General features: G+C 70.6%; 16 protein-coding genes and 1 pseudogene. 9 read left to right on the top strand and 8 right to left on the bottom strand.

All coding sequences use genetic code 11. The features are described from left to right. The 3 genes and pseudogenes from ACTJKJ_RS17800 to ACTJKJ_RS17790 all read right to left on the bottom strand — a co-directional run. Positions 1–2,435: pseudogene (locus ACTJKJ_RS17800) on the bottom strand (hypothetical protein); the annotation flags it as partial. 11 nt (positions 2,436–2,446) lie between these two features. Then, entirely contained in the window at positions 2,447–7,618 is a 5,172-nt protein-coding gene (locus ACTJKJ_RS17795) for an FG-GAP-like repeat-containing protein (protein ID WP_440821251.1), read from the bottom strand. 774 nt (positions 7,619–8,392) lie between these two features. Next, the gene (locus tag ACTJKJ_RS17790) at positions 8,393–9,139 is read right to left on the bottom strand and encodes a TSUP family transporter (protein WP_440821250.1); all 747 of its coding nucleotides are present in this window, start codon (positions 9,137–9,139) and stop codon (positions 8,393–8,395) included. Between the two features lie 84 nt (positions 9,140–9,223). On the opposite strand from ACTJKJ_RS17790, the gene ACTJKJ_RS17785 reads away from it, so the two are divergent. The 3 genes from ACTJKJ_RS17785 to ACTJKJ_RS17775 all read left to right on the top strand — a co-directional run bounded on the left by ACTJKJ_RS17785 (position 9,224) and on the right by ACTJKJ_RS17775 (position 12,053). Beyond that, positions 9,224–10,186, top strand: coding sequence for a LysR family transcriptional regulator (locus ACTJKJ_RS17785; protein WP_297385322.1), 963 nt, complete (start codon positions 9,224–9,226; stop codon positions 10,184–10,186). An 86-nt stretch (positions 10,187–10,272) separates the two neighbouring features. After that, on the top strand, positions 10,273–11,265 hold the full coding sequence (locus ACTJKJ_RS17780) for a diacylglycerol/lipid kinase family protein (RefSeq protein ID WP_440821249.1): 993 nt from the start codon (positions 10,273–10,275) through the stop codon (positions 11,263–11,265). Continuing rightward, positions 11,262–12,053 carry a metallophosphoesterase family protein gene (locus ACTJKJ_RS17775; RefSeq protein WP_297385318.1) on the top strand — a complete coding sequence of 264 codons (792 nt, stop codon included), beginning with the start codon at positions 11,262–11,264 and terminating at the stop codon, positions 12,051–12,053. The genes ACTJKJ_RS17780 and ACTJKJ_RS17775 overlap by 4 nt, the downstream gene beginning before the upstream one ends. On the opposite strand, the gene ACTJKJ_RS17770 is transcribed toward ACTJKJ_RS17775, so the two are convergent. The 3 genes from ACTJKJ_RS17770 to ACTJKJ_RS17760 all read right to left on the bottom strand — a co-directional run bounded on the left by ACTJKJ_RS17770 (position 12,023) and on the right by ACTJKJ_RS17760 (position 14,327). Then, positions 12,023–12,868 carry a phosphatase PAP2 family protein gene (locus tag ACTJKJ_RS17770; protein ID WP_440821248.1) on the bottom strand — a complete coding sequence of 282 codons (846 nt, stop codon included), beginning with the start codon at positions 12,866–12,868 and terminating at the stop codon, positions 12,023–12,025. The two genes, ACTJKJ_RS17775 and ACTJKJ_RS17770, sit on opposite strands and share 31 nt — an antisense overlap. Positions 12,869–12,875: 7 nt before the next feature. Continuing rightward, positions 12,876–13,865 carry a Fic family protein gene (locus ACTJKJ_RS17765; protein WP_440821247.1) on the bottom strand — a complete coding sequence of 330 codons (990 nt, stop codon included), beginning with the start codon at positions 13,863–13,865 and terminating at the stop codon, positions 12,876–12,878. Positions 13,866–14,072: 207 nt separating this feature from the next. Further along, entirely contained in the window at positions 14,073–14,327 is a 255-nt protein-coding gene (locus ACTJKJ_RS17760; RefSeq protein WP_091720983.1) for a hypothetical protein, read from the bottom strand. A 156-nt stretch (positions 14,328–14,483) separates the two neighbouring features. On the opposite strand from ACTJKJ_RS17760, the gene ACTJKJ_RS17755 reads away from it, so the two are divergent. The 6 genes from ACTJKJ_RS17755 to corA all read left to right on the top strand — a co-directional run bounded on the left by ACTJKJ_RS17755 (position 14,484) and on the right by corA (position 21,485). Next, positions 14,484–15,500, top strand: coding sequence for a LysR family transcriptional regulator (locus tag ACTJKJ_RS17755; RefSeq protein ID WP_147242720.1), 1,017 nt, complete (start codon positions 14,484–14,486; stop codon positions 15,498–15,500). Positions 15,501–15,712: 212 nt separating this feature from the next. Then, entirely contained in the window at positions 15,713–16,795 is a 1,083-nt protein-coding gene (locus ACTJKJ_RS17750) for an extracellular solute-binding protein (protein ID WP_440821246.1), read from the top strand. Positions 16,796–16,808: 13 nt separating this feature from the next. Beyond that, positions 16,809–18,491: an ABC transporter permease gene (locus ACTJKJ_RS17745; RefSeq protein ID WP_440821258.1), complete on the top strand. Its 1,683-nt coding sequence runs from the start codon at positions 16,809–16,811 to the stop codon at positions 18,489–18,491. Then, entirely contained in the window at positions 18,488–19,174 is a 687-nt protein-coding gene (locus ACTJKJ_RS17740; protein WP_440821245.1) for an ABC transporter ATP-binding protein, read from the top strand. Before ACTJKJ_RS17745 ends, ACTJKJ_RS17740 begins: the two co-directional genes overlap by 4 nt. Positions 19,175–19,243: 69 nt before the next feature. Next, positions 19,244–20,401: a Fic family protein gene (locus tag ACTJKJ_RS17735; RefSeq protein WP_440821244.1), complete on the top strand. Its 1,158-nt coding sequence runs from the start codon at positions 19,244–19,246 to the stop codon at positions 20,399–20,401. A 115-nt stretch (positions 20,402–20,516) separates the two neighbouring features. Beyond that, positions 20,517–21,485, top strand: coding sequence for a magnesium/cobalt transporter CorA (corA, locus tag ACTJKJ_RS17730; RefSeq protein ID WP_147240510.1), 969 nt, complete (start codon positions 20,517–20,519; stop codon positions 21,483–21,485). A 249-nt stretch (positions 21,486–21,734) separates the two neighbouring features. Here corA and ACTJKJ_RS17725 read toward each other — a convergent pair whose 3' ends face one another. After that, the gene (locus tag ACTJKJ_RS17725) at positions 21,735–22,799 is read right to left on the bottom strand and encodes a tartrate dehydrogenase (protein ID WP_297385301.1); all 1,065 of its coding nucleotides are present in this window, start codon (positions 22,797–22,799) and stop codon (positions 21,735–21,737) included. Between the two features lie 105 nt (positions 22,800–22,904). Then, positions 22,905–23,705: a 4-hydroxy-2-oxoheptanedioate aldolase gene (gene hpaI / locus ACTJKJ_RS17720; RefSeq protein WP_297385429.1), complete on the bottom strand. Its 801-nt coding sequence runs from the start codon at positions 23,703–23,705 to the stop codon at positions 22,905–22,907.

The following is a 23,705-nucleotide window of genomic DNA, read 5'->3' as shown; positions in this document are numbered from 1 at the left end:
GCGTCATAGCTCATGCGCTGGAGCAACTGCCCGCCCTCATCGATGATCGCGATGGTCGAACCCAGGTGGTCCTTGAGAAAGAACCTCGCGTTCCTCGTTCCCGCCGTGTCGGCACTGATCGCCATGCCTGCGATCCGCTCCTCCACGAAGCCATCGGCCCCCAGGCTCGTGCGGATGATCGTCACGCCCTTCTCGGCGTCGATCTCCTTCTCCACCGCCCCCGCGTAGATGACCGTGTTGACGGTGCCTTGCGGCTGTCCGCCGCTCATCGTCCTCACGACCTGCCGCACCCGCTCGTGATCCGGCCCGTACACGAACTCGGTGCGCTGCACAGCTTGTCCGCCCGAGAGCTTGTCGATGCTCAGCGGCGTATCCGCCGCGGTCCACGTGTACGCCCGGTTCAACCCATTGACCAGATTTCCGTTGGCGTCGTAGCTGAAGCTCGGATTGGTGAGCCCCGCCACCGCCCCGGTGATGCTTGAGACCGCATGCGGCCTGACCGCCCCGTACCCCGAGGTGGGATACGCATAGGTCCCCACATTGGCCTTGCTGGTGATGTTCCCCAGCGCGTCATACGCGAAGGCATTCGTCTGGCTGCCCAGGTAGCTGGCCTTGAGCCGGTTGAGCTCGTCGTACTCGAATGACTCCTGCAGCAGCGTGCCCGCGCCGTTGAGCTGCGCCCGGTACGAGAGGTTCCCCAGCACGTCGTACTGGTACACGTCGTTCTGCAGCGTCCCGTCGGCCGCGCCGCCTGACGCCGCCCCGCTGACGATGCTCTCCAGCCTTCCCGTGCTGGTGTTGTAGCCGTGCACCACCAGCGCGCTCGTGCCGATGCGCTGCTTCGTGTCGCGCCCTTCCGCGTCGATGGCCAGTCCCTGCCACACCAGCGTGTCCACACCGTCGCTACGCCGATAGGTCTTGTCGATGTACCCCATCGCGTTGAACGCGTTGACGATGGCCGTGCTCACCCCGCCGCTGACCGCGCCTCGCGCGCGCCTGGTGTAGCTCTGCACGTTCGCCCGCCCGAACCCGTCGTACGAGGTCTGCGTCAGGTAGTCCCAGTCGAGGCTTGCCACCGTCATGCTGGGCCGGCCCTGCGCGTCGTAAGTGGTGACCCGGCGCACGTCCTTGGCCCCGTTGACCCAGGTGTAGCTCTCCGCCAGCTTGCCCACCCCCTTGGCCGCCGTGTCGTACTCCCAGCGCGAATCCAGGTCCGGCTCCAGCCGCCGCACCAGGCGGCCGAGCTCATCGAACTCGAACGTGGTCTCCTGTCCCTTGGCGTCGCGCTGCTTCCACGTCTGCCCCAGCGGGTCCACCCAGTACGTCACCTGCCCCACGTCCGGGTCGCTCAGCGACGTCTTGCGTCCCAGCGCGTCGTACCCGATCCCGATCACGTTGCTCAGCGGATCCTGCGTACGCGCCAGGTTCCCGTACCCGTCGTACAGGTAGCTCGTCGTGTGCCCCAGCGCGTCAGTGGCCGCCTTGAGCTTGCCCAGCGCGTTGCGCTCCTCAACGCGGGTCTGCCCCTTGGCATTGCGCATCGACGTCACCCGCCCGCCGTAGGTGTACGTCGTCTGCGCGTATCCGCTGCCGTCGGGCGCCGGCGAGCGGATCTTGTTGACCCGCCCGATCTCGTCGCGCTCGTAATACGTCCACACCGGCGCCGCGCCCTGGAACCGCGGCCGCGCCACCGAGTCCGTGTACCCCAGCGCCGTGAATGCCGTCTCCGTCACCACCGCCGTGCCATCGAAGCCCCAGGTGCGCCCCAGCACCGCGCGGCCCAGCCGGTCGGTGAAGTCCTCCTTGGGCACCGCCGTCTGCGCCTGGCCTGCGCCGCCCAGTCCCGCCCACTGCTGCGTCACGACGACCGACACCGCCCAGCCGCAGCTGTCCACGCACTGCCGGTACGACCACGTCGTGGCCGTTCCGTCCACGCGCGACTCGCTCGTCTTGCGGCCCCAACCGTCGTAGCTCCAGCTCGTCGTGAGTGCGTTGGCATCGGTGGTGCTGAGCACCGCGCCGGTGGCCCCGTCGTAGGTGCTGGCAACCGTCTGCGATTTGGCGTTGGTCTGCGTCAGCGCGAAGCGGCCCTGCGCGTCGTAGCCGGTGCTCTGCACGACGCGCGTCTTCGTCGCCCCGCTCGCCGGGTCCAACCACGTCAGCGTCTTGGCGCTGACCAGGCCAAAGTCCACGCCGCCTACCGCGGCGCGGGTGTACTCCGTCGACACGCGCAGCGCCGCGTCGTCGGGTTGCACCGTCTCCTTCTTGAGCTGCCCGTACGCGTCGTACTCGTAGCTCACCACGCGTGTCACGGTCGTGATCTGTGCCAGCGCGGAGCCCGCGACGGTCAACGCGCCAGCCAGCGCCAGCGCCGCCGCCAGCGGGCGCGTTCCCCCACCGAGCGCCATCGGATGCTTCATCTTGTTGTTTTCCATGGTCGGCTCCCTCACTGGCACAGCGTCGTGCGCTGCACGTTGGCCGACATCGACACGACCACAGCGGATGTGCCGCCGTTGATGGTCATCTTTGCGCTGCGCACGCCCTTGGTCGTGCACTGGGTGTTCATCGCCCACGTCACCGTGCAGCTCTGCCCGATGTCCAGCGACTGCCCCGACGTGCAGCTCGACTGCGCCGTCACCACCGAGTAGTTGCCCATCCCGATCGAGCCGGCCGTGTAGGCCAGGCTCCAGCTCAGCGTGGTCGGCGCCAGGCCGGTGTTCTGGATGGTCAGCGACTTGGTCGGCGAGCCGCCCGTCAGCGTGCCCCAGTCCAGCGTCATCGGCGAGGCCGACAAGGTCGTGCCGTTGGAGTACACCCGTAGCGAATAGCCCGTGCCCACGCCGGTGCCACCGCTGAGCGCGCTGACGGTCAGCGCACCGCTGTAGAGCCCCGGCGTCGACGAGGTGCTGACCACGACCGCGCCGCAGTTGGCGCTGCTGCCGGCGCACACGCCCGGCCCGCTGACCGAGGTGCCGCTGCCCGACGCGTACCCGACAGATGTGGCGGCCTGCCCGTCATTCGCGAGGTTGCAGGTGAAGGTCTGCACGGCTGTGGACGGCGAAGTCGCCGAGCAGCCCGCAAAACGCAGCGCTGGCGGCGTGAATACCACCAACGAGTAGCCGGCGGAGGCGCCGCTGCCGCCATTCGTTGGCGAGGCGCTGAGCGTGCCCGCGTAGGTGCCGGGGTTTGCCGCCGACGTGACCGTCACCGCGCCGCAGTTGGACGAACCCGCCGCGCAGCTGGAAGGCCCGCCCACCGACACGCCCGAGCCCGCGCCATAGCTGACGCCGCTCGCGCTCGTCTGGCCGCTGTTGATCAGCGTGCAGCTCATGCTGCCGACTGAGCTCGACGGCGCAGTGCTGGCGCAGTTCGCCAGACCCAAGGCCGGCGGCGTGTAGACCGCCAGCGAATAGCCCGTCGATGCGCCGCTGCCACCGTTGCCCGGCGTCGCCGTGAGCGTGCCGCCGTAGTTGCCGGCGCTGCCCGAAGTGGTCACGGTCACCGTGCCGCAATTGCTCGAACCCGCGGCGCAAGTCGACGGTCCGCCAGCGGACGCACCCGAGCCGGCGCCGTAGGCGATGCCGCTGGCCGTCGTCTGGCCGCTGTTGCCCAGCGTGCAACTCATCGTCGCGGCCGCAGTCGTCGGAGACGAGCTGACGCAACTCGCCAGCGTCAGCGCCGGCGGCGTGTAGACCGTCAGCGAATACGCTGCGGACGCGCCGCTGCCGGATGCTGGTGTCGCGGTCAGCGTGCCGCTGTAGCTGCCAGGCGATCCGGAGGTCGACACGGTGACCGCGCCGCAGTTGGCAGTCCCCGCCGCGCAGGACGACGGCCCGCTGGCCGAAGCGCCCGAGGCCGTGCCATACACGATGCTGCCGGCCGCCGTCTGGCCGGTGTTGCCCAGGGTGCAGGTCATCGTCGCCGCGGAGGTTGTCGGCGACGAGCTGCTGCAGCCGGACAGCGTCAGCGCCGACGAGGTGTAGACCGTCAGCGAATATCCCGCCGAAGCCGCATTGCCAGAGGCCGGCGTTGCGCTGATCGTGCCGTTGTAGACGCCAGGCGCGCCCGAGCTTGTCACCGTCACGACGCCGCAGTCCGCCGATCCCGCCGGACAGGACGCCGGCCCGCTCACCGTCACACCGCTTCCCGCCGCGTAGGCGATGCCGCTTGCTGCGGTCTGCCCGCCATTGGAAAGCCGGCAGCTCATCGTGGCCGCCGAGGTTGTCGGCGCGGAGCTGCTGCAGTTCGACAGTGCCAGGGCTGGCGGCGTGGTCACCGTCAGCGTGTAGGTCGTCGACGCAACGCTTGCACTGTTGCCCGCCGTCACGCGCAGGGTCCCACTGTAGGTCGCGGGGGAAGCGGTGCTCGTCACCACGACGACGCCGCAGTTCGCCGAGTTGCCAGCGCAGCTGGGCGGGCCGCTCACCGTCGTCCCGCTGCCGCTCGAGTAGCCCAGGCCAGTCGCAGCGTCCGGGCCGCCGTTGGCCAGCGTGCAGCTGAAGGTCGCCGCCGCATTGGTGGGTACGGAGCTCACGCACGCGGTCAGCGACAACGCGTTGGCCGCTGCGTACGGCTGTACCGCTGTTTTTGTCACGGCGACGTTCGTCGGCAGCCCGATCAGCCACGCTGCCGGGTTGTTGAGGTAACTCGTGACCGTGCGCGTCGCGAAGGACGCGCCGTCCGAAGTGCTCACCGTCTCGCTCGCATCGGTCACGTTGCAGTAGGCATCAACGCCGCCTGCCGCCACGCTCGACGAGGTCGTCGCGATCGCGGTGCCGTTGAGGTCGCGCGTCTGCAGCGTCGACGATGTCGGATACGGGCACACCGCGCCGGCCGCCATCGCGACGCTGCCATAGCTCACCGAGGACAGGCTCAGCACCGTGCCGTTGGTCTGCGTCGAGCGCGTCTCCAGCGGCATGCCGATCGTCGGGAAGTCCTGACTCACCGTGGTCTGCGTGGTGATGCCCTTGGTCCGATCGATGACGCGGCGCTTCTCGAAGCCGAGCGCCCCGCGGCCGCTCAGGTCGGCACGCGCCGCCTCGTAGGCGTAGTCCGTCGTCAGCCATCCGCCGACGCCGTTGCCCGTCTGCATCGACGACACCAGCGCCCCGGTGCCACCGACCAAGTTGCGCTTCGGATAACTCACCGCGGCGCCCGGCGTGTAGATGCTCGAATCGGACTGGCGCTTGTAGCTGAACCGGATCGGCTGGCCCACGCCATTGGTCACCGTGTCGAGCATGTCGGCGAACCCTACATGGCTCGACAGATACACGCGCCAGTAGCCCGTCGTGTTCGACGTCATGATGTAGGACGCGCTGTCCGGACGCCCGTCGCCATTGAAGTCGCCCGCATAGGACACCAGCGCGGGGCTGGTGTCCCCAGCGCCGGAGCCAGCGGGCCGCGGTGCGCAGGCCAGCGTGTACTGATCGGTGTTGCCGGCGCCGTACGCGCTCAGCTGCAGCTGGCAGACCTGGCCCGCGGCGACGATGTCGGGCCGGCCGTCGCCATCGAGGTCCCGCAGGTAGGACACCGGTCCGGTCGCGCCACCCGCGCCTGGCAGCGCCAGGCAGTTCACCAGCGTCAAGCCATTGCTGCGGCAGAGCTCCATCCGCGCAGGATTGGTGCCGTCCGTGATGTAGCCGTTGACCACATCGCTCAGGCCGCCGTAGGAATCACCGGTCACGTCGGCGGCCCGCGAGTCGCCGGGACTCGTCACGCCATCAAGCAGCATCTGTCCTGTCGAAGCGGCGGAGAAACTGACGAAGCCCGCGTCGGTCGCCCGAATGCCCATCCACGCGCCCTTCGGATAGATCGACGGATTGTTGCGGCGCGTCCCGAAGTACTGGATGACGTCTGCGCGACCGTCGCCGTCGATGTCCACGCTCATCTGCCCGGTCTGGAAGGACTGCACGCTCTCCTCGGTCTGGAGCTTGGCCGCGTACATGAACAGGAAGGAGCCCGGATAGTTCTGGCAGGTCCCGCCCCGGAAACCCGAGCCCGTCGACCAGCAGATGCGCTCGTTGTCGCCGTTGGGACCGGCAATCGCGATGTCGTCGCGGCCATCACCGTTGAAGTCGCCTACCAGTGCGCCGCTGGTCTGGCCGTTGGCGTAGTAGTTGCTCGCACCGTAGCCCGGCCACTGGCCGCAGCTGAAGCTCGAACCGGTGGACAGGCAGACCGTCCAGGTCCCTGGCCCATCGACCTTTGGGTACACCGCCACATCGGTCTTGCCGTCGCCGTTGAAGTCGCCGGTGACGATGTCGCGGGTCAGCGCGCTCGAGGGCATCCAGTTGCTGCAGTTGAAGCCGCTGCCGGTGGACAGGCAGACTTGCCAGTTGCTGCCATCCCCGCGCATGAGGTCGACCATGCCGTCGCCGTTGAAGTCGCCCATGACGACCTGCGACTTCACCTGCTGGCTTCGATCTCCATCGATGGTGAGCGAGGTCAGCGCGACCTGTGGTCCGCCCCAGTTGCCGCTACCGGTGTCAGCGCCCGCGCTGCCGGCCGGATCGGACTTGGTCCAGCTGAAAGTGGTGGCCGGCAGGCAGTTGCCGGCGCCATCGCAATCCTTGAGGGTGTCGACCAAGCTGCGGCCGTTGGTCGCGTTGACGACATAGCCGATGCGGAAGTCGCGCGCGAGCGTGCCGCCGTTGCCGTCGACATCGGTGCCGGTGTAGGTCCGCACCGCCGTGAGCCGCTTGGAGTTGGTCAGCCGGCTGCCCGCCACGTACGCGAGCTGCAGGTCCGGCCGATCCTCGTAAATGAAGCGCACCGCGTTGTACGGCGCTTGGTTGCCACCGCCTCCACCCTGGTCGATGTGGCCGGTGTAAAGCACGCGCTCCGGATAGGCCTCGCCAAGCGTCGCGGTGTTGCTCTCGCTGTAGCGCACGTCGTAGTAGTTGCCGCGCCGGTCCATCACCCGCGACAGCGCCCAGGTCAGCACCGGCTTGCCGGTGCCCTGCGCCTCGATCGTCGCGTCGGCCGTCTTGCCGTAGGTGAACACCAGGCCCTTCCTGCTGCGGACCTCGAAGTAGTCCGGCCCCTTGGCCGGATCGCTGCCGAAGGACTTGACCTGGCTCTGGCTGTCGATCTGCACGCGATACTCCGCGGCCGCGCCGTGCGCGCCGCTGCCCGCCACCATCAGCAGCCGCTGGCCGTCCAGGCAGAACTGGTCCTCGGCCGTCAAGGTCACGCCCCGGCGCACGCCGTCCTGCACGATCGTCTTGGGGCAGCGTGTGATCTGCGACAGGCCGTCCAGCCGCCATCCAAAGCCCATCGACGACATGCCCGACTGGCTCGAGTAGTCCAGCGACAGCGTCGGTGAGAGGCCGGCCGTGCCCGGGGGCAGGGTCAACGCGACGCTGTAGGTCGCCGCGCCGCCGCTCGAGACGCCGGCCTGGCCACTTAGCGAGCCGGCGACGCCACCCGTCAAGTTGGGCGGCGTGATGGGCACTGCGGTCTGCGCCCAGACCGCCAGCGTCCCCATGGCCAGCGCGGCACAGGCCGCTCGACCGGCCCAGCGCAGGGCGGTAATGGCCAGACGGCCGCTCGATGCATCGCCGCGCGACGCATGGCCTGCCTCGCGCATGCCGCGCAAGGGCTGGAGTTCTCTCTTCAAAGCTGCCTGCTCCCGATGTCCGGACAGGCGTAACGCGCCACCTCGCGTGATCCGGAGTCGGTCACGCGGCGCGGTCTCGCTGAGGATCCCTCCCTGTCGGAACTCTCTGTTGTTTCTTGATGCGCCGGAAATGCGCGAAAGCGCCACACCGAGGCGGGCTCATTAGACGCGATGCGTCTCCCTCGGGCGAGCGCTTGGAACCCCTAATGGAAAGTCCACTTGCCGCGCTCGTGGGAAGGCGGCATCCGCGATCGCAGGTGCGCGGGCGCGCGTATTACTACTAGTCGGCACGCAATTCATAACGCTCACCCGAACGGGTGATGATGTGGCGGACCAACCGAACGCCGGGAGCCCCCTCCAGCCACCCGGAGCTGGCAACCGCGCGCGACGCCGCCACCGCACGGATCGGTCAGGGCTTCCGTAGCCGCCTAGCGCCGCGTCGCATGCCGATCCGCTGATCGAGACTGCGACCCGCTGCGTGGCCAGTTCAAGGTCCTCCACGGCCAGGACCAGATGCTGCAGGTCCAGTCGCTGCAGGTCCAGTCGCTGCGCTACCGCGCCCTGCTCGACGGGCTTGCGATCGGGCGGACGTCAAGCGTCTGGTGCAGCAGAACGCCGCGCTGGTCGAGGAAGCGGCCGCGTCGGCGGCGTCGCTCAACCATCAGGCCAAGCGGATGAACGAGCTGGCATCGGCGTTCCGGTTGGCCCGATCCGGGCGATCGTCGGCCGTGCGCGGCCGTCGGCGTCGAACCGGCTCGCGTTGCCCCCCGGCGCTCACAACCCACGCCACAGATTGGCCGCGCCCAGCACGATGAACATGAGGAACAGCCCGCGCTGGAAGGCCGCGGCGCTGATGCGCGCGCGCAGCGCCGCGCCCAGCGCAAGTCCGGCGCTGGCGCCAACCAGCGCGACGAAGGACGGCAGCGACCACAGCGCGCCGCCGTCGAAGGCCTGCAGCCGCGCGGCCAGCGCCAGCGTCGCGACGGTGAAGGACAGGCCCAGCGCCTGGATCATCGTGTCCTTGTCCAGCCGCAGGGCCTGCAGGTAGGGCACCAGCGGCAGCGCGAAGACGGCGGTGGCGGCGGTGACGACACCCGTCGCCAGTCCGGCGGCCAGGCCGATCCACCACGCGCCCGGTGCGATGCGCGGCAGCACGGGCTTCCGCAGGCCCCACAGCCCGTAGACCACCAGGATCGCGCCCAGCGGGAGCCGGGCGTCGATCGGCGCGAGAGAGGCGAGGTCCGGACTCCAGACGGTCGTGAGCACCAGGCCGGTCCACATCGGCCAGAGCGTCGCGACCAGCTCCCGTCCCGCCGGTCCTCGGCACTGCGCGACATTGGTCAACAGCGAGGGCATCACGAGGAGCGCGGCGGCCTGCGCCGGCGCCATCCACAGGCCGAGCAGGCTCATGGCGACCGTCGGCAGGCCCATGCCGGTGATGCCCTTGACGCCACCGGCCAGGACGAAGACCAGCCCGATGCCGAGCCAGGGCGCGAGCGCCGCGAAGGAGATCGACTGCATGCGGCGCATCTTCAGCGCCGGCCGTGGCGCTGTCGATCTCGATGTGCGGCGGATATCCTTCGCGTCTGCAAGAGGATGGCCCTGATGACCGCCGCCAACACCCGCTCCCGCGCCGCCGCGCGACCGATCGACTACCGCGTCGATCCCTTCGACCTGCAGCTCTTCGAGGCGGTGGTGGCGCAGGGGTCGATCACCGCGGGCGCGGCGGCGATGGGCCTGTCGCTCGCGGCGGCCAGCGCGCGCTTGAAGGCGCTGGAGCATCGCGTCGGCGTGCGGCTGCTCGACCGCGCCAAGACCGGCGCCGCGGCCACCGACGCGGGCCGTGCGCTGTCGCGGCAGGCCCACCGGGTGCTGGCGGAACTCGATTCGCTGCATGTGGCGATGTCGGCCTTCGGGCACGGCCTGCGCGGCACGGTGCGCCTGCTGGGCAACACGGCGGCGATCGTCGAGGCGCTGCCGCCGCGCCTGGGGCCCTTCCTGGCCGCGCATCCCGACATCGACCTCGAGCTGCAGGAGATGCCCAGCGACGCCGCGCTGCAGGCGCTGCGCGACGGCGTCGCGGATGTGGCGGTGGTCGCGGACCATGTCGACACCGCCGGCCTGAGCGCCCACGCCTGGCTGGACGACGAGCTGGTCGCGCTGCTGCCGGCGAGTCCGCGTCGGCGCGCGGCATCGATCCGGTTCGTCGAGCTGCTGGACCAGCCCTTCGTCGGCCTCGGCGCCGAGAGCGGACTGAGTCGCTTCCTGCAGGCGCAGGCCGCGCGCGGCGGCCGGGTGCCGAAGCACCGCGTGCGGGTGTCCGGCTTCGAGGCCATCGCGCGCCTGGTCGAGGCGGGCGCGGGCGTGGCCGTCATGCCGCGCAGCGCGGCGAAGCGGCAGATGACGGCCGGCTTGCGCATGGTGGCGCTCGCCGACGCCTGGGCGCGCCGCACGCTGCTGCTGTGTCATACGGCGCAGGCGCCGTCGCTGCCGGGCGTGCGGGCCCTGATCGACGCGCTGTCGATCGCCCCGGCCGGCGATTCGCGCCGCCCTCCGGCCGAACGCTGAGCCCGGCGCCGTCCGCCGGTCGGGCGCCTCGCTTGCCAAGCCGGGTATCGTCCCGACTTTCCCGCCCGCCACGCGCCCCAACGCCCATGTCTGTGCTGCTCGCGCCCCGCTCCGCACCGCTCTTCGTCGTGTTCAACCGCGCCTCGGGCCGAGGCGACCGCGATGAGCTCGGTCCGGCCGTCGAGGCCGCCTGCCGCGCGGCGGGCCGCGTCTGCGAGCTGATGCCCGTCGAGGAACCGGGCTGCCTGGTCGAGACCGCGCGCGAGGCGGTGCGGCGCGCGAGGGAGGCCGGCGGCGTCGTCGTGGCCGCGGGCGGCGACGGGACCATCAACTGCGTCGCCCAGGCGGTGCTCGGCAGCGGCTGCGCCTTCGGCGTGCTGCCGCGGGGCACCTTCAACTACTTCGCCCGCACCCACGGCATTCCCGCCGAACTGGACGCCGCGCTGCGGGTGCTGCTCGAGGAGCGCGCGGTGCCGGTCCAGGTCGGCCTGCTCAACGACCGGGTCTTCCTTGTCAACGCGAGCCTGGGGCTGTACTCGCAGTCGCTCGAGGATCGCGAGGTCTGGAAGCGGCAGTTCGGCCGCAGCCGCGCCATCGCCATCGGCGCGGTGCTCGCGACCATCCTGCGCGGTCATCGCAGCCTCGGGCTGACGATCGAGTCGCAGGGCGCGCCGCGCAAGGTCCGCACACCGACGGTCTTCGTCGGCAACAACGCGCTGCAGATGGAGCAGGTCGGCCTGCCCGAGGCGCAAGCCATCGACCAAGGCGCGCTGGCCGGCGTGATGCTCAAGCCGGTGGGCCGCTGGGGACTGCTGAAGCTGCTGGTGCGCGGCGCCATGGGGCGCCTGGCCGAGGCGGACCAGATCGTCAACTTCGCCTTCCGCCGGCTCACCGTGCGCGACCGCCGCATCGGCGCGCGGCGGGTGAAGGTCGCCACGGACGGGGAAGTCCTCTGGATGCGGCTGCCGCTGCATTTCGAGGTTTCGCCCCATCGGCTGATGCTGATCCGTCCCCCCGGCCTGGCGGAGGAACGCCGTCAGGCGCAGGCCAACCTCGCCGAGGCGGAGTCCGGGCGATGACGCTGGTGCTGCAGATGTCCGACCCGCACTTCGGCACCGAACGGCCGATGGCGCTGGCGGCGCTGGAGCGCTTGTGCGGCGAGTTGCGGCCCGATGTGCTGCTGATCACCGGCGACATCACCCAGCGCGCGCGGCCGATCGAGTTCTCCCGCGCCCGGGCCTTCGTCGACAAGCTCGGCATTCCGGCGCGGCTGGTCATTCCCGGCAACCACGACATCCCGCTCTACGCGCTGCCCACGCGGCTGCTGCATCCCTACCAGCGGTATGAACGCGCCTTCGGCCCGGTCCGGGACGACGAGTTCGAGACCGACGATCTGCTGCTGATCGCGCTCAACACCACGCGGCGCTACCGGCACAAGAACGGGGAGCTGTCCGAGCGCCAGATCGAGCGCACCGCGCAGCGGCTGGCCGCGGCGCGCGCCGGTCAGGTGAAGCTGGTGGCGGTCCACCAGCCGGTGGCGGTGACGCGCGCGTCGGACCTGGCCAACCTGCTGCGCGGTCATGCGAAGGCCGCCCGGCGTTGGGCGGAGGCGGGCGTGGACGCGATCGTCGGCGGCCACATCCACCTGCCCTACGTGCTGCCGCTGCACGAGCGTCGACCGGACCTGCCGCGGCCGGTCTGGGCCGTCCAGGCCGGCACCGCGCTGAGCACGCGGGTGCGGGGCGGCATTCCCAATTCGGTGAACCTGATCCGGACCGAGCAGGGGCAGGCGGCGGTCGTCGAGCGCTGGGATGTCGACGAGACCGTGGGCCTCTTTCAGCGGGTGAGTTCGACGCCGCTGACTTGAGGCGCTCTGCGCCGGCGCTTGGCCCAGCGGGCGAGCTCGATGCTGGCGATCGAGATCGTCAGCCAGGCCGTGCCGGAGGCGAAGCCGGCGAGGACGTCGCTGGGGAAATGCACGCGCAGGAAGACGCGGCTCGCGCCGATCGAGAAGGCCAGCCCCGCGGCCGCGATCCAGGCCGGCACGTGCCAGCGCCGCGGCAGCAGCCGCACCGCCAGGTAGGCGAGCATACCCATGGCGATCACCGCGCCCGAGCTGTGGCCACTGGGGAAGCTGAAGCCGTCCTCGGTGAGCCAGTGGGTCGGATGGATGGGGCGGGCGCGCTCGAAGACCTGCTTCAGCGTCGGGTTGAGGGCGCCGTTGCCCAGCATCGCCAGCGCCCAGCCCAGGGCCAGCCCGCGGCGGCGCAGGACCAGCAGGGCCGCGGTGACCACCACGCCCAGCGTGATCAGCGTCTCCCGGTTGCCCACGACGGTGATCAGGTAGAAGGCGCGCAGCGCGAGCTCGGGCACGTGATCGATCATCGCGACGATGAAGGCCTCGTCGAGCTGGCCGAGCGTCGGCTCGGTGTGGAGCTCCTCCGCGATCGTGGCGAAGAGCATCGCGCCGCCGACCAGGCAGGCGAAACCCGCCGCGAAGCGCAGCAGCAGGGCGACGGGCGAGAGCGGCTCGGGCGCCGCGGCGGACGGGCCGCGCAGGGGCAGCAGGCCGCGGGCGACCAGTCCCGCGGTGAGCATCACCAGCAGCAGGAGCGCGGCGTAGATCGCCAGCGCGTGGGCGCCGGCGAAGCGCACGGCCTGGAGAACGGTCGGATCGGGCATGGGCCGATCATCCCAGCATCCAGACGTACCGCTGCATCGAACGCCGATACAGCCATTCGAAGAGGTCGACGGCGACCGACACGTCGTTGCGCTCGTAGACGCCCAGCATGGCCACCACGTAGTCCCGCTTCTCCGCACCGGCGAAGCTCAGCGGCGCGCAGTGCCCGCTGAGCAGCGGGAGGTTGGCGGCGACCCGGCCGGTGCGCTTGTTGCCGTCGGCGAAGGCCTGCAGGTAGGCGATGTGGATCCACAGGAAGAAGGCGGCTTCGACCGGGTTGCGGATGGCCGCGGCCTTGGTGGCGATCTGCTGGAGCATTTCCTCGAGGAGCACACGAGGTCCCGCAGGTTGGTAGGCCGATCCATTGATGTAGACGCTGATGTCGCGCGCCTGCCCGCAACGTTCCGCGGGCAGGAGGCCTCGCATCAGGCAGCCTTGCAGCCGCATCAGCAGGCCGGGCGTGATCCGGTGCGGATGCACGTCGAACACCATTAGCTCCAGCGCCCGGGCGTGGTTCAGGACGAGCCTGGCATCCTCGCCGTGATCGAGCGAATGGTCCTGGAGACGCTGGTCGAGCCGCAGCAGGGCGTCGGTTTCCGCCAGCGTGTATCGGCAACCCTCCAGCGCCGACGAGGACCAGCAGAACTCCGTCATGAAGTCGGTCAGGATGCTCAGCGCGCCTTCGAAATGATGGGGACCGTTCTCCCAGTGCGCGGTGCGGTACAGCGAGTCGGCGAGGGCCGGCGGCAGCAGCGAATCGACGTTGGGCTCGTAGGCATCGAGGAACGCTCGCCGGTAGGGCACGGCGTCGCGGTAGTCGACCGGGATCTCCATGAAGTCGAACATCTGCCGGGACGGCTCGGACCAGGCGGGTGGTCGGGGGCGGGGGGCGAGATAGCTGGCGTCCGGCTCGCGCAGCACCTGGGGCGCCAGGATGGCGGGCGGGTGCGCGCCGTGAGCGGCTCCCGGCTTTCGGGCGTAGAGATTTTCGACTGGCATGGCTGGCCTCCTTCGACAGGAACGAGGCAGCGATGTTGAGAGGCCGTCGATGGCCTTCCGGCCAAAACCGGGTCCGCAGGCGCGGAAGCAACGAAGGATTTGACCGATCCGGACTCGGCGGCCGGCGCAAAGAAAAAAGCCGGACCTTGCGGCCCGGCTCAATCCTTGCAGGAGCGGACGCGGGTCAGGCGTCCGGAGGAGACTCGGTCAATACATCATCCAGCCGTTGCGGGCGACGCGACGCAGCGAGAAGGCCAGGTCCGGGCGCTCGGCCGACTGCTCGGCGGCGGCCTGCAGCACCGCGTCGCGGGGGCGGAGCTCGGCGGCGGCGTTGACGAACTCGACGACCGCATGGCCGGCGCGCAGGGCCAGGCTCACCAGGCGCTCGCCGGCCGCGCTCGCGGCGCGGACGCGGGCTGCGTCGGCAGCCATCACTTGGACATTCAGCGTGGTGGTGATCATGGCGGTTCCCTTCTTGAGGTGGTGTTGGGGGCGCTGGGCGGGTGGCCTTGCGCCATGGCCGAGATATTGCGGTTTTTACGTAGGGCACGCCAATTGCGCTTCGGAATCGGGTCATCACGGCCGGAAATGACCCGTGACGGAATTAGCATCCGGCGCATGAGCACCCCCCGCCCCGTCAACTTCCGGACGCTGGACCTGAACCTGCTGCGCGTCTTCGACGTGGTGATGGAAGAGCGTCATGTCACCCGTGCCGCGCACCGGCTGGCCATCACCCAGCCGGCGGTCAGCAACGCGCTGCGCCGGCTGCGCGAGGCGACGCACGAGGAGCTGTTCATCCCGTCCTCCACTGGCGTCGAGCCCACGCCGCATGCCCAGGCGCTGTGGCCGGTGGTGCGGCGCGCGCTCTCCAGCCTGCAGCAGGCGCTGGAGCCGCAGGTCTTCGACCCGCGCGCCGCCGGCAACACCGTCAGCTTCACGCTGGCGATGGCCGACGCCACCGCCGCCCTGGTGGTGCCGCAGCTGGCGCGGCGTTTCCTGGACGAAGGGATCCATGTCGGTCTGCGGGTGGTGCCGCTGACCACGCGCGACCCGCGCGAGCTGCTGGAGCAGGGCTGGGCCGACCTCGCGATCGGTTTCTTCCCGGACCTGACCGAGCAGTTGCTGGTCGAGGACGACAGCGCCGCCTTCCGCCGCGAGGCGCTCTACGCGAGCCGCTATGTCTGCGTCATGCGCGCCGACCATCCGCTGGCCGCGCCGGGCGCGCTCACGCTGGACGCCTACTGCGCGGCGCAGCACCTGCGGGTGAGCTTCGCGGGGCGGGCGCACGGCTTCGTCGACGACGCCCTGGCGATGATCGGCCGCAAGCGCACGGTCGCGATGACGGTCAACAGCTTCTTCACCGGCACGATGGCGGTGCAGCAGTCCGACCTGATCACGGTGCTGCCCGACAGCTTCGTGCCCGCGACGGGCTTCGCGGGGCAGCTCGCCTGCCGGCACCTGCCGTTCGCGCTGCGCGGCATCGACATCAGCCAGGTCTGGCACGTCCGCGCCGAGCCCGATCCCGCCCAGCGCTGGCTGCGGCAGGTGATCGGCGAGATCTCGGACGTGATCGCCGCCGGCGCGCGGGCGCTGCCTCAGACGGCCTCGCCGGTCGAGCCCGCTGAGCCGGCCTGAGCGACGGGCCCTGCCCGCGCTGCGGGGCACCGTCGGCGGGGCGCCTACCTCCGCCGTACGGGATACGTCAATTCCTGCGTCCGTCCCAGAATTTGTCTCCTTGCCGGGACGGAGGGTGGCGCCTAAAGTGCGCCACTCCTCAGATGAGAGTAATTCTCATCGACAGGCTCCGGTTCCACCGTCCTCCGGGATACCAGCGAAAGAGACCCACGATGCGCTCACTGACGACCTCCTTCCGACCCGCCCTCCGCCCGACCGGGACCGCCGCGGCGCTGACCGGCTTGGCCCTCGCGACGGTGATGGTGCCGGCGGGCGCGCAAGCCGAGGCCCGACCCGGTGGCGAGCTGACGCTCTACACGACGCGCGAGGTCGCGCTGGTCCAGCCGCTGCTGTCGGCCTTCACCGCCCGCACCGGCACCCAGGTCAACACCGTGTTCGTGAAGGACGGCCTGCTGGAGCGCGTCAAGGCCGAGGGCGCGCGCTCGCCGGCCGACCTACTGATGACGGTGGACGTGGGCAACCTGGTCGACCTCGTCGAAGGCGGCGTGACCCAGCCGCTGAAGTCGGCCGAGGTCGAGGCCGCGGTGCCCGCCCACCTGCGCGGCGCGGACGGGCAATGGACCGCGCTGTCGATGCGCGCCCGCGTGCTGTATGCCGACCAGGCGCTCAAGGCCGGCCCGATCCGCTACGAGGACCTGGCCGACCCGAAGTGGAAGGGCAAGGTCTGCACGCGCTCCGGCCAGCATCCCTACAACACCGCGCTGGTGGCCGCGATGATCGCGCACGACGGCGAGGCCCGGACCGAGCAGTGGCTGCGCGGTCTGAAGGCCAACCTCGGCCGCAAGCCGACCGGCGGCGACCGCGACGTGGCGCGCGACATCCTGGGCGGCATCTGCGACGTGGGCCTGGCCAACTCCTATTACGTGGGCCAGATGAAGTCGTCCAAGCCGGGCAGCGACGCCCGCAAGTGGGGTGACGGCATCCAGGTGCTGAAGCCGACCTTCGCCGCGAAGGGGGCCGGCACGCACGTGAACATCAGCGGCGCCGCAGTCGCCAGGCATGCGCCCAACCCCGCGGCTGCGCGGGCGCTGCTGGCCTTCCTGGTGTCCGAGCCGGCGCAGCAGCTCTACGCGCAGACCAACTACGAATACCCGGTGCGTGCCGGCGTCGCGCTGGATCCGCTGATCCAGTCCGCGATCGGGCCGGTCAAGGCGGACACCCTGCCGCTCACCGAGATCGCCCGTCATCGCAAGCAGGCCAGCCTGCTGATCGACAAGGTCGCCTTCGACCAGTGACGGCGTGAGGACGGTGCTCGGCCGGCCGCGTGCGGTCGGTCCGCTCTGGCACGCGACGGCCACCGCGATCGCGCTGGCGGTGCTGGCGCCGCTGGTCGCGCTCGCCTGGACGGCGCTGGGCGCCGGGGCCGCGCACTGGGAGCATCTGATCGCGCATGTGCTGCCGCTCGCGGCGGCGCAGACGGCGACCCTGCTGGCCGGGGTCGGACTGCTGACGGCGCTCGTGGGCACCGGCAGCGCCTGGCTGGTGACGCGCACCGACTTCCCCGGCCGGGCCGTCCTGCAATGGGCGCTGCTGTTGCCGCTGACGGTGCCGACCTACATCGCGGCCTACAGCTACGTCGACCTGCTGCATCCGATCGGCCCCTTCCAGAGCGCCGTGCGCGCGCTGCTGGGTGTCGAGTCGCCGCGCCAGTTCCGCCTGCCCGATGCGCGCTCGATGACGGGCGCGGTGCTGGTGTTGTCCGCCGTCCTCTATCCCTACGTCTACCTGAGCATGCGCGCCATGTTCGCGACCCAGCCGGCCCGGTTGATGGAGGTCGCGCGCCTGCTGGGCGAGGGGCCGTGGGGCGCGTTCCGGCGCGTCGCGCTGCCGATGGCGCGGCCGGCGCTGGCGGTCGGCGTCGGGCTCGTGCTGCTGGAGGTGCTGAACGACGTGGGCGCGTCGGAGTTCCTCGGCGTGGCCACGCTGACCACGACGGTCTACACGACCTGGATCACGCGTTCGGACCTGGGCGCGGCGGCGCAGATCGCCTGCGCGATGCTGGCGATGGTGGCCCTGCTGGTCTGGCTGGAACGCCAGGGCCGGCGGCGGCGTCGCGCCGGCACGGTCCACGCGATGCGGCCCGCGCCGCGGCGCCGGCTGCGCGGCCTGCGAGCGGGGCTCGCGACGGCGGCGGCGGCGCTGCCGGTGCTGATCGGCTTCGTGCTGCCGGCCGGCCATCTGGCGGTGCTGGCCTGGCAGCGCGCCGCCGAAGGGCACGGCCTGTCCGCCCAGGTGCTGGCGGGCGCGAGGCACTCGGCGGGCCTGGCGCTCGGCGTGACCGCGATCGCGGTGGCGGCCGGATTGATCGTCGCCTGGGCCTCGCGTCCGACCGGCGGGGCGGGGCGCCGTCGCGCCTGGTGGCTGGGCAGCGCGGCGCTGGGCTACGGCATCCCGGGCACGGTGCTGGCGATCGGGCTGCTGCCGCCGGCGCTGGCGATGGACGGCTGGATCGCCGGCGCGCTGGGCTGGCCCGGCCTGCCGCTGATGGGCCTGGGCGCGGTGCTGGTCCTGGCCTGCGTGCTGCGTTTCCTGGCGCTGCCCATCGGCGGCGTCGAGGCCGGCCTGGCGCGGCTGCCGGCGCCGCTGGAGCAGGTCGCGCGCAGCCTGGGCGAATCGCCCTGGGGCACGCTGCGACGCGTCCACCTGCCGCTGCTCAGGCCGGCGCTGTCCGCCAGCGCGCTGCTGGTGTTCATCGACGTGATGAAGGAACTGCCTGCCTCGCTGCTGCTGCGGCCGGCCAACTTCGAGACGCTGCCGACGCTGCTGTACGCCGAGGCCGCGCGCGGCAGCTATGAGCACGGCGCGCTCGCGGCGCTGCTGATCGTGGCGGTGGGGCTGCCGGCGGTGCTGCTGTTGAGCCGCGAGCCCGCGCCCGCGTCGCCCGCGGACGACGCGTCCCCCGCATTCATGCCGATGAAGGAGGCGACATGAGCACCCTGGCCCTCGAGGACCTCCAGGTCCGGTATCCCGGCGCGGCCACGCCAGTCCTGCGCGGCCTGTCGCTGGTCCAGCCGCTGGGGACCATCGCCTGCCTGCTGGGTCCGTCGGGCTGCGGCAAGAGCACGGCGCTGCGCGCGATCGCCGGCTTCGAGCCGCTGGAAGCGGGCCGCATCGTGTTGGCGGGGCAGGTCTTGTCCGGCCCGGGCCGGCACGTCGAGCCCGAGCGGCGCGGCGTCGGCCTGCTCTTCCAGGAGATCGCGCTGTTTCCGCACCTGGACGCGGCGGCGAACGTGGGATTCGGCCTGCGGCGCCGGCCGCGCGCCGAGCGCGACCAGCGCGTGCGCGAACTGCTGGCGATGGTGGGCTTGGAGTCACTGGGCGCGCGGATGCCGCACGAGCTGTCCGGCGGCCAGCAGCAGCGGATCGCGCTGGCCCGGGCGCTGGCGCCATCGCCGCGGCTGCTGCTGCTCGACGAGCCCTTCTCCAGCCTGGACGCGACCACCCGCGACCGCCTGGCCGGCGAGGTGCGCGACATCCTGCGCGCCGCCGGCCAGACCGCGTTGATGGTCACCCATGACCCCGACGAGGCCGAGACCATCGGCGACTGGATCGGCGTGATGGACGGCGGGCGGCTGGTCGAATGGCGGCCGACCCGCGCGGCGGCGGTCCAATAGCGCAAAGCTGCGATTGCGGAAATCGCGCGGTCGCGCAGCATCACGGGCTCCCTCATCACGGAGCACCCGATGCGACGCGGACTCACCGGCACCTATGAATATTCGATCGCGGGCGGCGAAACATGCCAGGCCTTCGTGCCGCTGCCCTTGCCGCCGCGGCCCGCGCTGAGCCTCGACGCCGACCTGCAGGAGCGGCTCAATGCCGCCCATCTGGCTCTGGGGCGACTGGATGGACTCTCGCTGCTGATGCCGGAGACCTCGGTGCTGCTCTACAGCTACGTACGCAAGGAGGCGGTGATGTCCTCCCGCATCGAGGGCACGCAGTCGTCCCTCGCCGACCTCTTGATCTACGAGGCGGACGGCGCGCCCGGCTCGCCGCTGGACGACGTGCGGGAGGTGTCCTGTTATGTCGCGGCGCTGGAGCATGGCCGGGACCGCATGCGGCAGGGGATGCCGCTGTGCACGCGCCTGATGAACGACATGCACCGGCGGCTGATGACCCAGGGCCGGGTGCGTGGCAAGGCGCCCGGAGAACTGCGGCGCACGCAGAACTGGATCGGCGGTGCGTCCGCGGCGTCGGCCTCGTTCGTGCCGCCGCCGCCCCATCGGCTCGAGCACTGCCTGTCCGACCTGGAGAGGTTCATCAACGACCAGCCGGAGCGGCATCCCTCGCTGGTCAAGGCCGCGATGGCCCACCTGCAGTTCGAGACCATCCATCCCTACCTGGACGGCAACGGCCGGCTGGGCCGGTTGTTGATCCCGCTGATCCTGGTGAGCGAAGGCGTGCTGCGCGAGCCCTTGCTCTACCTGTCGCTCTACTTCAAGTCGTGCAGGAACGACTACTACGACCTGCTCCAGGCGGTGCGCAAGCACGGCGACTGGGAGTCCTGGCTGTCCTTCTTCGCGACCGCGGTGCAGGTGGCGGCGATGCAGGTGGTGGAGATGACCCTGGCGATCACGCGGCTCTTCACCGTGGACGGGGCGCGGATCCGCCGCGAGGCGCGGGCCGACGAGGACGCGCTGCGCTTGCATCACGCGCTGTTCAGCCGGCCCGTGGCACGCCGGGTCGACATCACCGCCTTCAACGGCCAGGACGCGGCCGCGATCGACCGGGGCGCGCGGGTGCTGACCGGGCTGGGCCTGCTGCGCACCGTCTTCGGCACGGCCGGCGAGCCGATTTACGTCTACACCGCCTACCTCGACCTGCTGAACCGCGAAGCCCCATGAGCGGTCGAGCGGTCGTGCTTTCGCGATCCCGCGCGCCGCCCCTCGGTTTCTCTTGATGCCGCCTTGATGCCATCCGGGCTACGCTCGCCGCAAGCAAGAACGAGTGAGACGCCCCATGCTCATCAACTGTGTCGCCTACCGCGACGGCCGCCGGCTGGCCGATATCCAGCCCGAAGAGATCAGCGACTACGTGAAGCTGCCCGACTGCTTCGTCTGGGTCGCGTTGCGCGATGCCTCCACCGAGGAGGTCCTCGCGATGAAGGAGGAGTTCGACCTGCACGAGCTCGCCGTCGAGGATGCGTTGCACGGGCAGCAGCGGCCCAAGGTCGAGGAGTACGGCGACACCCTGTTCGCCGTCATGCAGACGGTGCAGTTCACGCCGACCGACGAGCTCTGCACCGGCGAGGTGTCCATCTTCGCCGGCAGCAACTTCGTGCTGTCGATCCGCAACCGCGTCGCGCAGAGCCTGCTGGGCGTGCGGGCCCGCGCGGAGAAGGAGCCGCACATGCTCAAGCGCGGTCCCGGCTTCGTGATGTACGCGATCATGGACGCGGTGGTGGACCGCTACTTCCCCGTCATCGAGGCGCTGGAGGCGGAGCTCGACGCGATCGAGGCGCAGATCTTCGAGCCCGGCGTCACCCGCGAGAACATCCGCCGCGTGTATGAGCTCAAGCAGCGCATCACCACCGTCAAGCATGCGGTGTCGCCGCTGCTGGACGCGGTGGGCAAGCTGGTGCGCGGCCGGGTGCCGCCGATCTGCGAGGACACGCGCGAGTACTTCCGCGATGTCTACGACCACCTCGAGCGCATGCAGTCCGCGCTGGACTCCCTGCGCGATACCGCGACGACGGCGATCCAGGTCCATCTGTCGATGGCCACGATCGAGGAGTCCGAGGTCACCAAGCGCCTCGCGGCCTGGGCCGGCATCTTCGCCGCGGCGACCGCCTTCGCCGGCATCTGGGGCATGAACTTCGAGGTCATGCCGGAGCTCAAGTGGCGCTGGGGTTATCCGGCGGCGCTCGGCGTCATCGCCGCGACCTGTGGCGTGCTCTTCTGGCGATTCCGCAAGGCGGGGTGGCTGTAAGAGGGAGCCCGCTCACCCTCACCCCTGACCCTCTCCCGCAAGCGGGAGAGGGAGTTCATGCCAAGCGCGGTTCGGATGCTCTCTCTCTCGCTCGCTCGCTGGAGAGGAGTTCATGCCAAGCGCGGTTCGGATGCCCTCTCTCTCGCTCGCTGGAGAGGGAAGGGCTGAAGGCCGGCACCCGACGAAGTGCGGCCACTTGCTTGACTCCCTCTCCCGCTTGCGGGAGAGGGCAGGGGTGAGGGCCAGCGGTCAGACGAGCGCCGCGATCGCTTGTCCCATCTCGGTCGTGCTGGCCTCGCCGCCGAGATCGCGCGTACGCGGCCCCGACGCCAGCGTCTGCTCGATCGACGCGAGGATCGCGTCATGCGCCTGCTGCTCGCCGAGGAACTGCAGCATCAGCGCCCCCGACCAGATCATCGCCACCGGATTGGCGATGTTCCTGCCGTAGATGTCCGGCGCCGAGCCATGCACCGGCTCGAACAGCGAGGGGAAGTTCCGCTCCGGATTCAGGTTGGCCGACGGCGCCAGGCCGATCGTGCCGGTGGTCGCGGGCCCGAGGTCCGACAGGATGTCGCCGAACAGGTTGGACGCCACCACCACGTCGAAGCGCCCCGGCTGCAGCACGAAACGGGCCGACAGGATGTCGATGTGCTGCTTGTCCACCGTCACCGACGGATAACCCGCGCCGACCGCGTCCGCGCGCCCATCCCACCACGGCATCGAGATCGCGATCCCATTGCTCTTGGTCGCCACCGTCAGGTGCTTGCGCGCACGCGCCTGCGCCAGCTCGAACGCGTACTTCAGCACCCGGTCCGCGCCGAAGCGCGAATAGACCGACTCCTGGATCACGATCTCGCGGTCGGTGCCGGCGTACATCACGCCGCCGAGGTTGGTGTACTCGCCCTCCGTGTTCTCGCGCACGACCAGGTAATCGATCTCGCCCGGCTTGCGGTTGGCCAGCGGGCAGGGCACGCCCTCGAAGAGCCGCACCGGCCGCAGGTTGATGTACTGGTCGAACTCGCGGCGGAACTTCAGCAGCGAGCCCCACAGCGACACATGGTCCGGCACGGTCGCCGGCCAGCCCACCGCGCCGAAGAAGATCGCATCCTGGCCTTGCAGCTGCGCCTTCCAGTCGTCCGGCATCATCTGCCCGGTCTGCTGGTAGTAGTCGCAGCTGGCCCACTCGATGGGGGTGAACTCGAAGCGGATGCCGAAGCGCCGGGCGGCCGCTTCCAGCACGCGCAGGCCCTCGGGCATCACTTCCTTGCCGATGCCGTCGCCGGGAATGACGGCGATCCTGTACGTCTTGCTCATGGTCGTGCTTTCGGTCTTGAAATCAACGGAGGTCGGAAGAGCGGACCGGGTGCGCCGGGCCGCCGCGAGGGGCGACCGATCAGCGCGGGCGATCCGCCGTCGTGATCAGTACGGCGAGCCGGTCGGCGCCGGTTGCGGCGGCGAGAGCTCGAAGTCTGCCGCAAGGCGCCGCGTGGCCTGTGCGAGCAGCGTGACGTCGATGCCCACCGCGACGAAGCTCGCGCCCAGCGACAGGTAGTGCCGCGCGAGCGCCGCGTCAGCGGTCAGCGTGCCGGCCGCCTTGCCGCTGGCGACGATGGTGCGCACCGCCGCGTCGATGGCCGCCTGCACCTCCGGATGCGTCGGGTTGCCGCGATGACCCATGGACGCCGCCAGGTCCGCCGGCCCGATGAACACGCCGTCGACGCCGTCCACCGCACAGATCGACGCGAGGTGGCGCAGCGCGGTGACCGTCTCGGCCTGCACCAGCACGCAGGTCTCGCCGTCGGCCTCGTCGAGGTAGTGCCGACGCAGGCCCCAGCGCGACGCGCGCGCCACCGCCGCGCCGACGCCGCGCACGCCGTGCGGCGGATAACGCGTCGCGGCCACCACCGCGGCCGCCTGCTCGGCGGTGTCGATCATCGGCACCAGCAGCGTCTGCACGCCGATGTCCAGCAGCTTCTTGATGCCGTCCTTGTCCGCATTGACCGCGCGCACCACCGGATGCGACGGATACGGCGCCACCGCCTGCAGCTGCTGCAGCGTGCTGGTCAGCTCATTGGGCGCGTGCTCGCCGTCGATCAGCAGCCACTGGAAGCCGGCCGTCGCGCAGACCTCGGCGCTGTAGGCCTGCGCCATCGACAGCCACAGGCCGATCTGCGGCCGGCGCGCGGCCAGGGCCTGCTTGAAGGTATTGGCGAAATGCAT

The sequence above is a fragment of the Roseateles sp. 22389 genome (assembly GCF_052044995.1).
Taxonomy (GTDB): Bacteria; Pseudomonadota; Gammaproteobacteria; order Burkholderiales; family Burkholderiaceae_C; genus Roseateles.
This window is presented reverse-complemented; position numbering and strand designations above follow the sequence as displayed.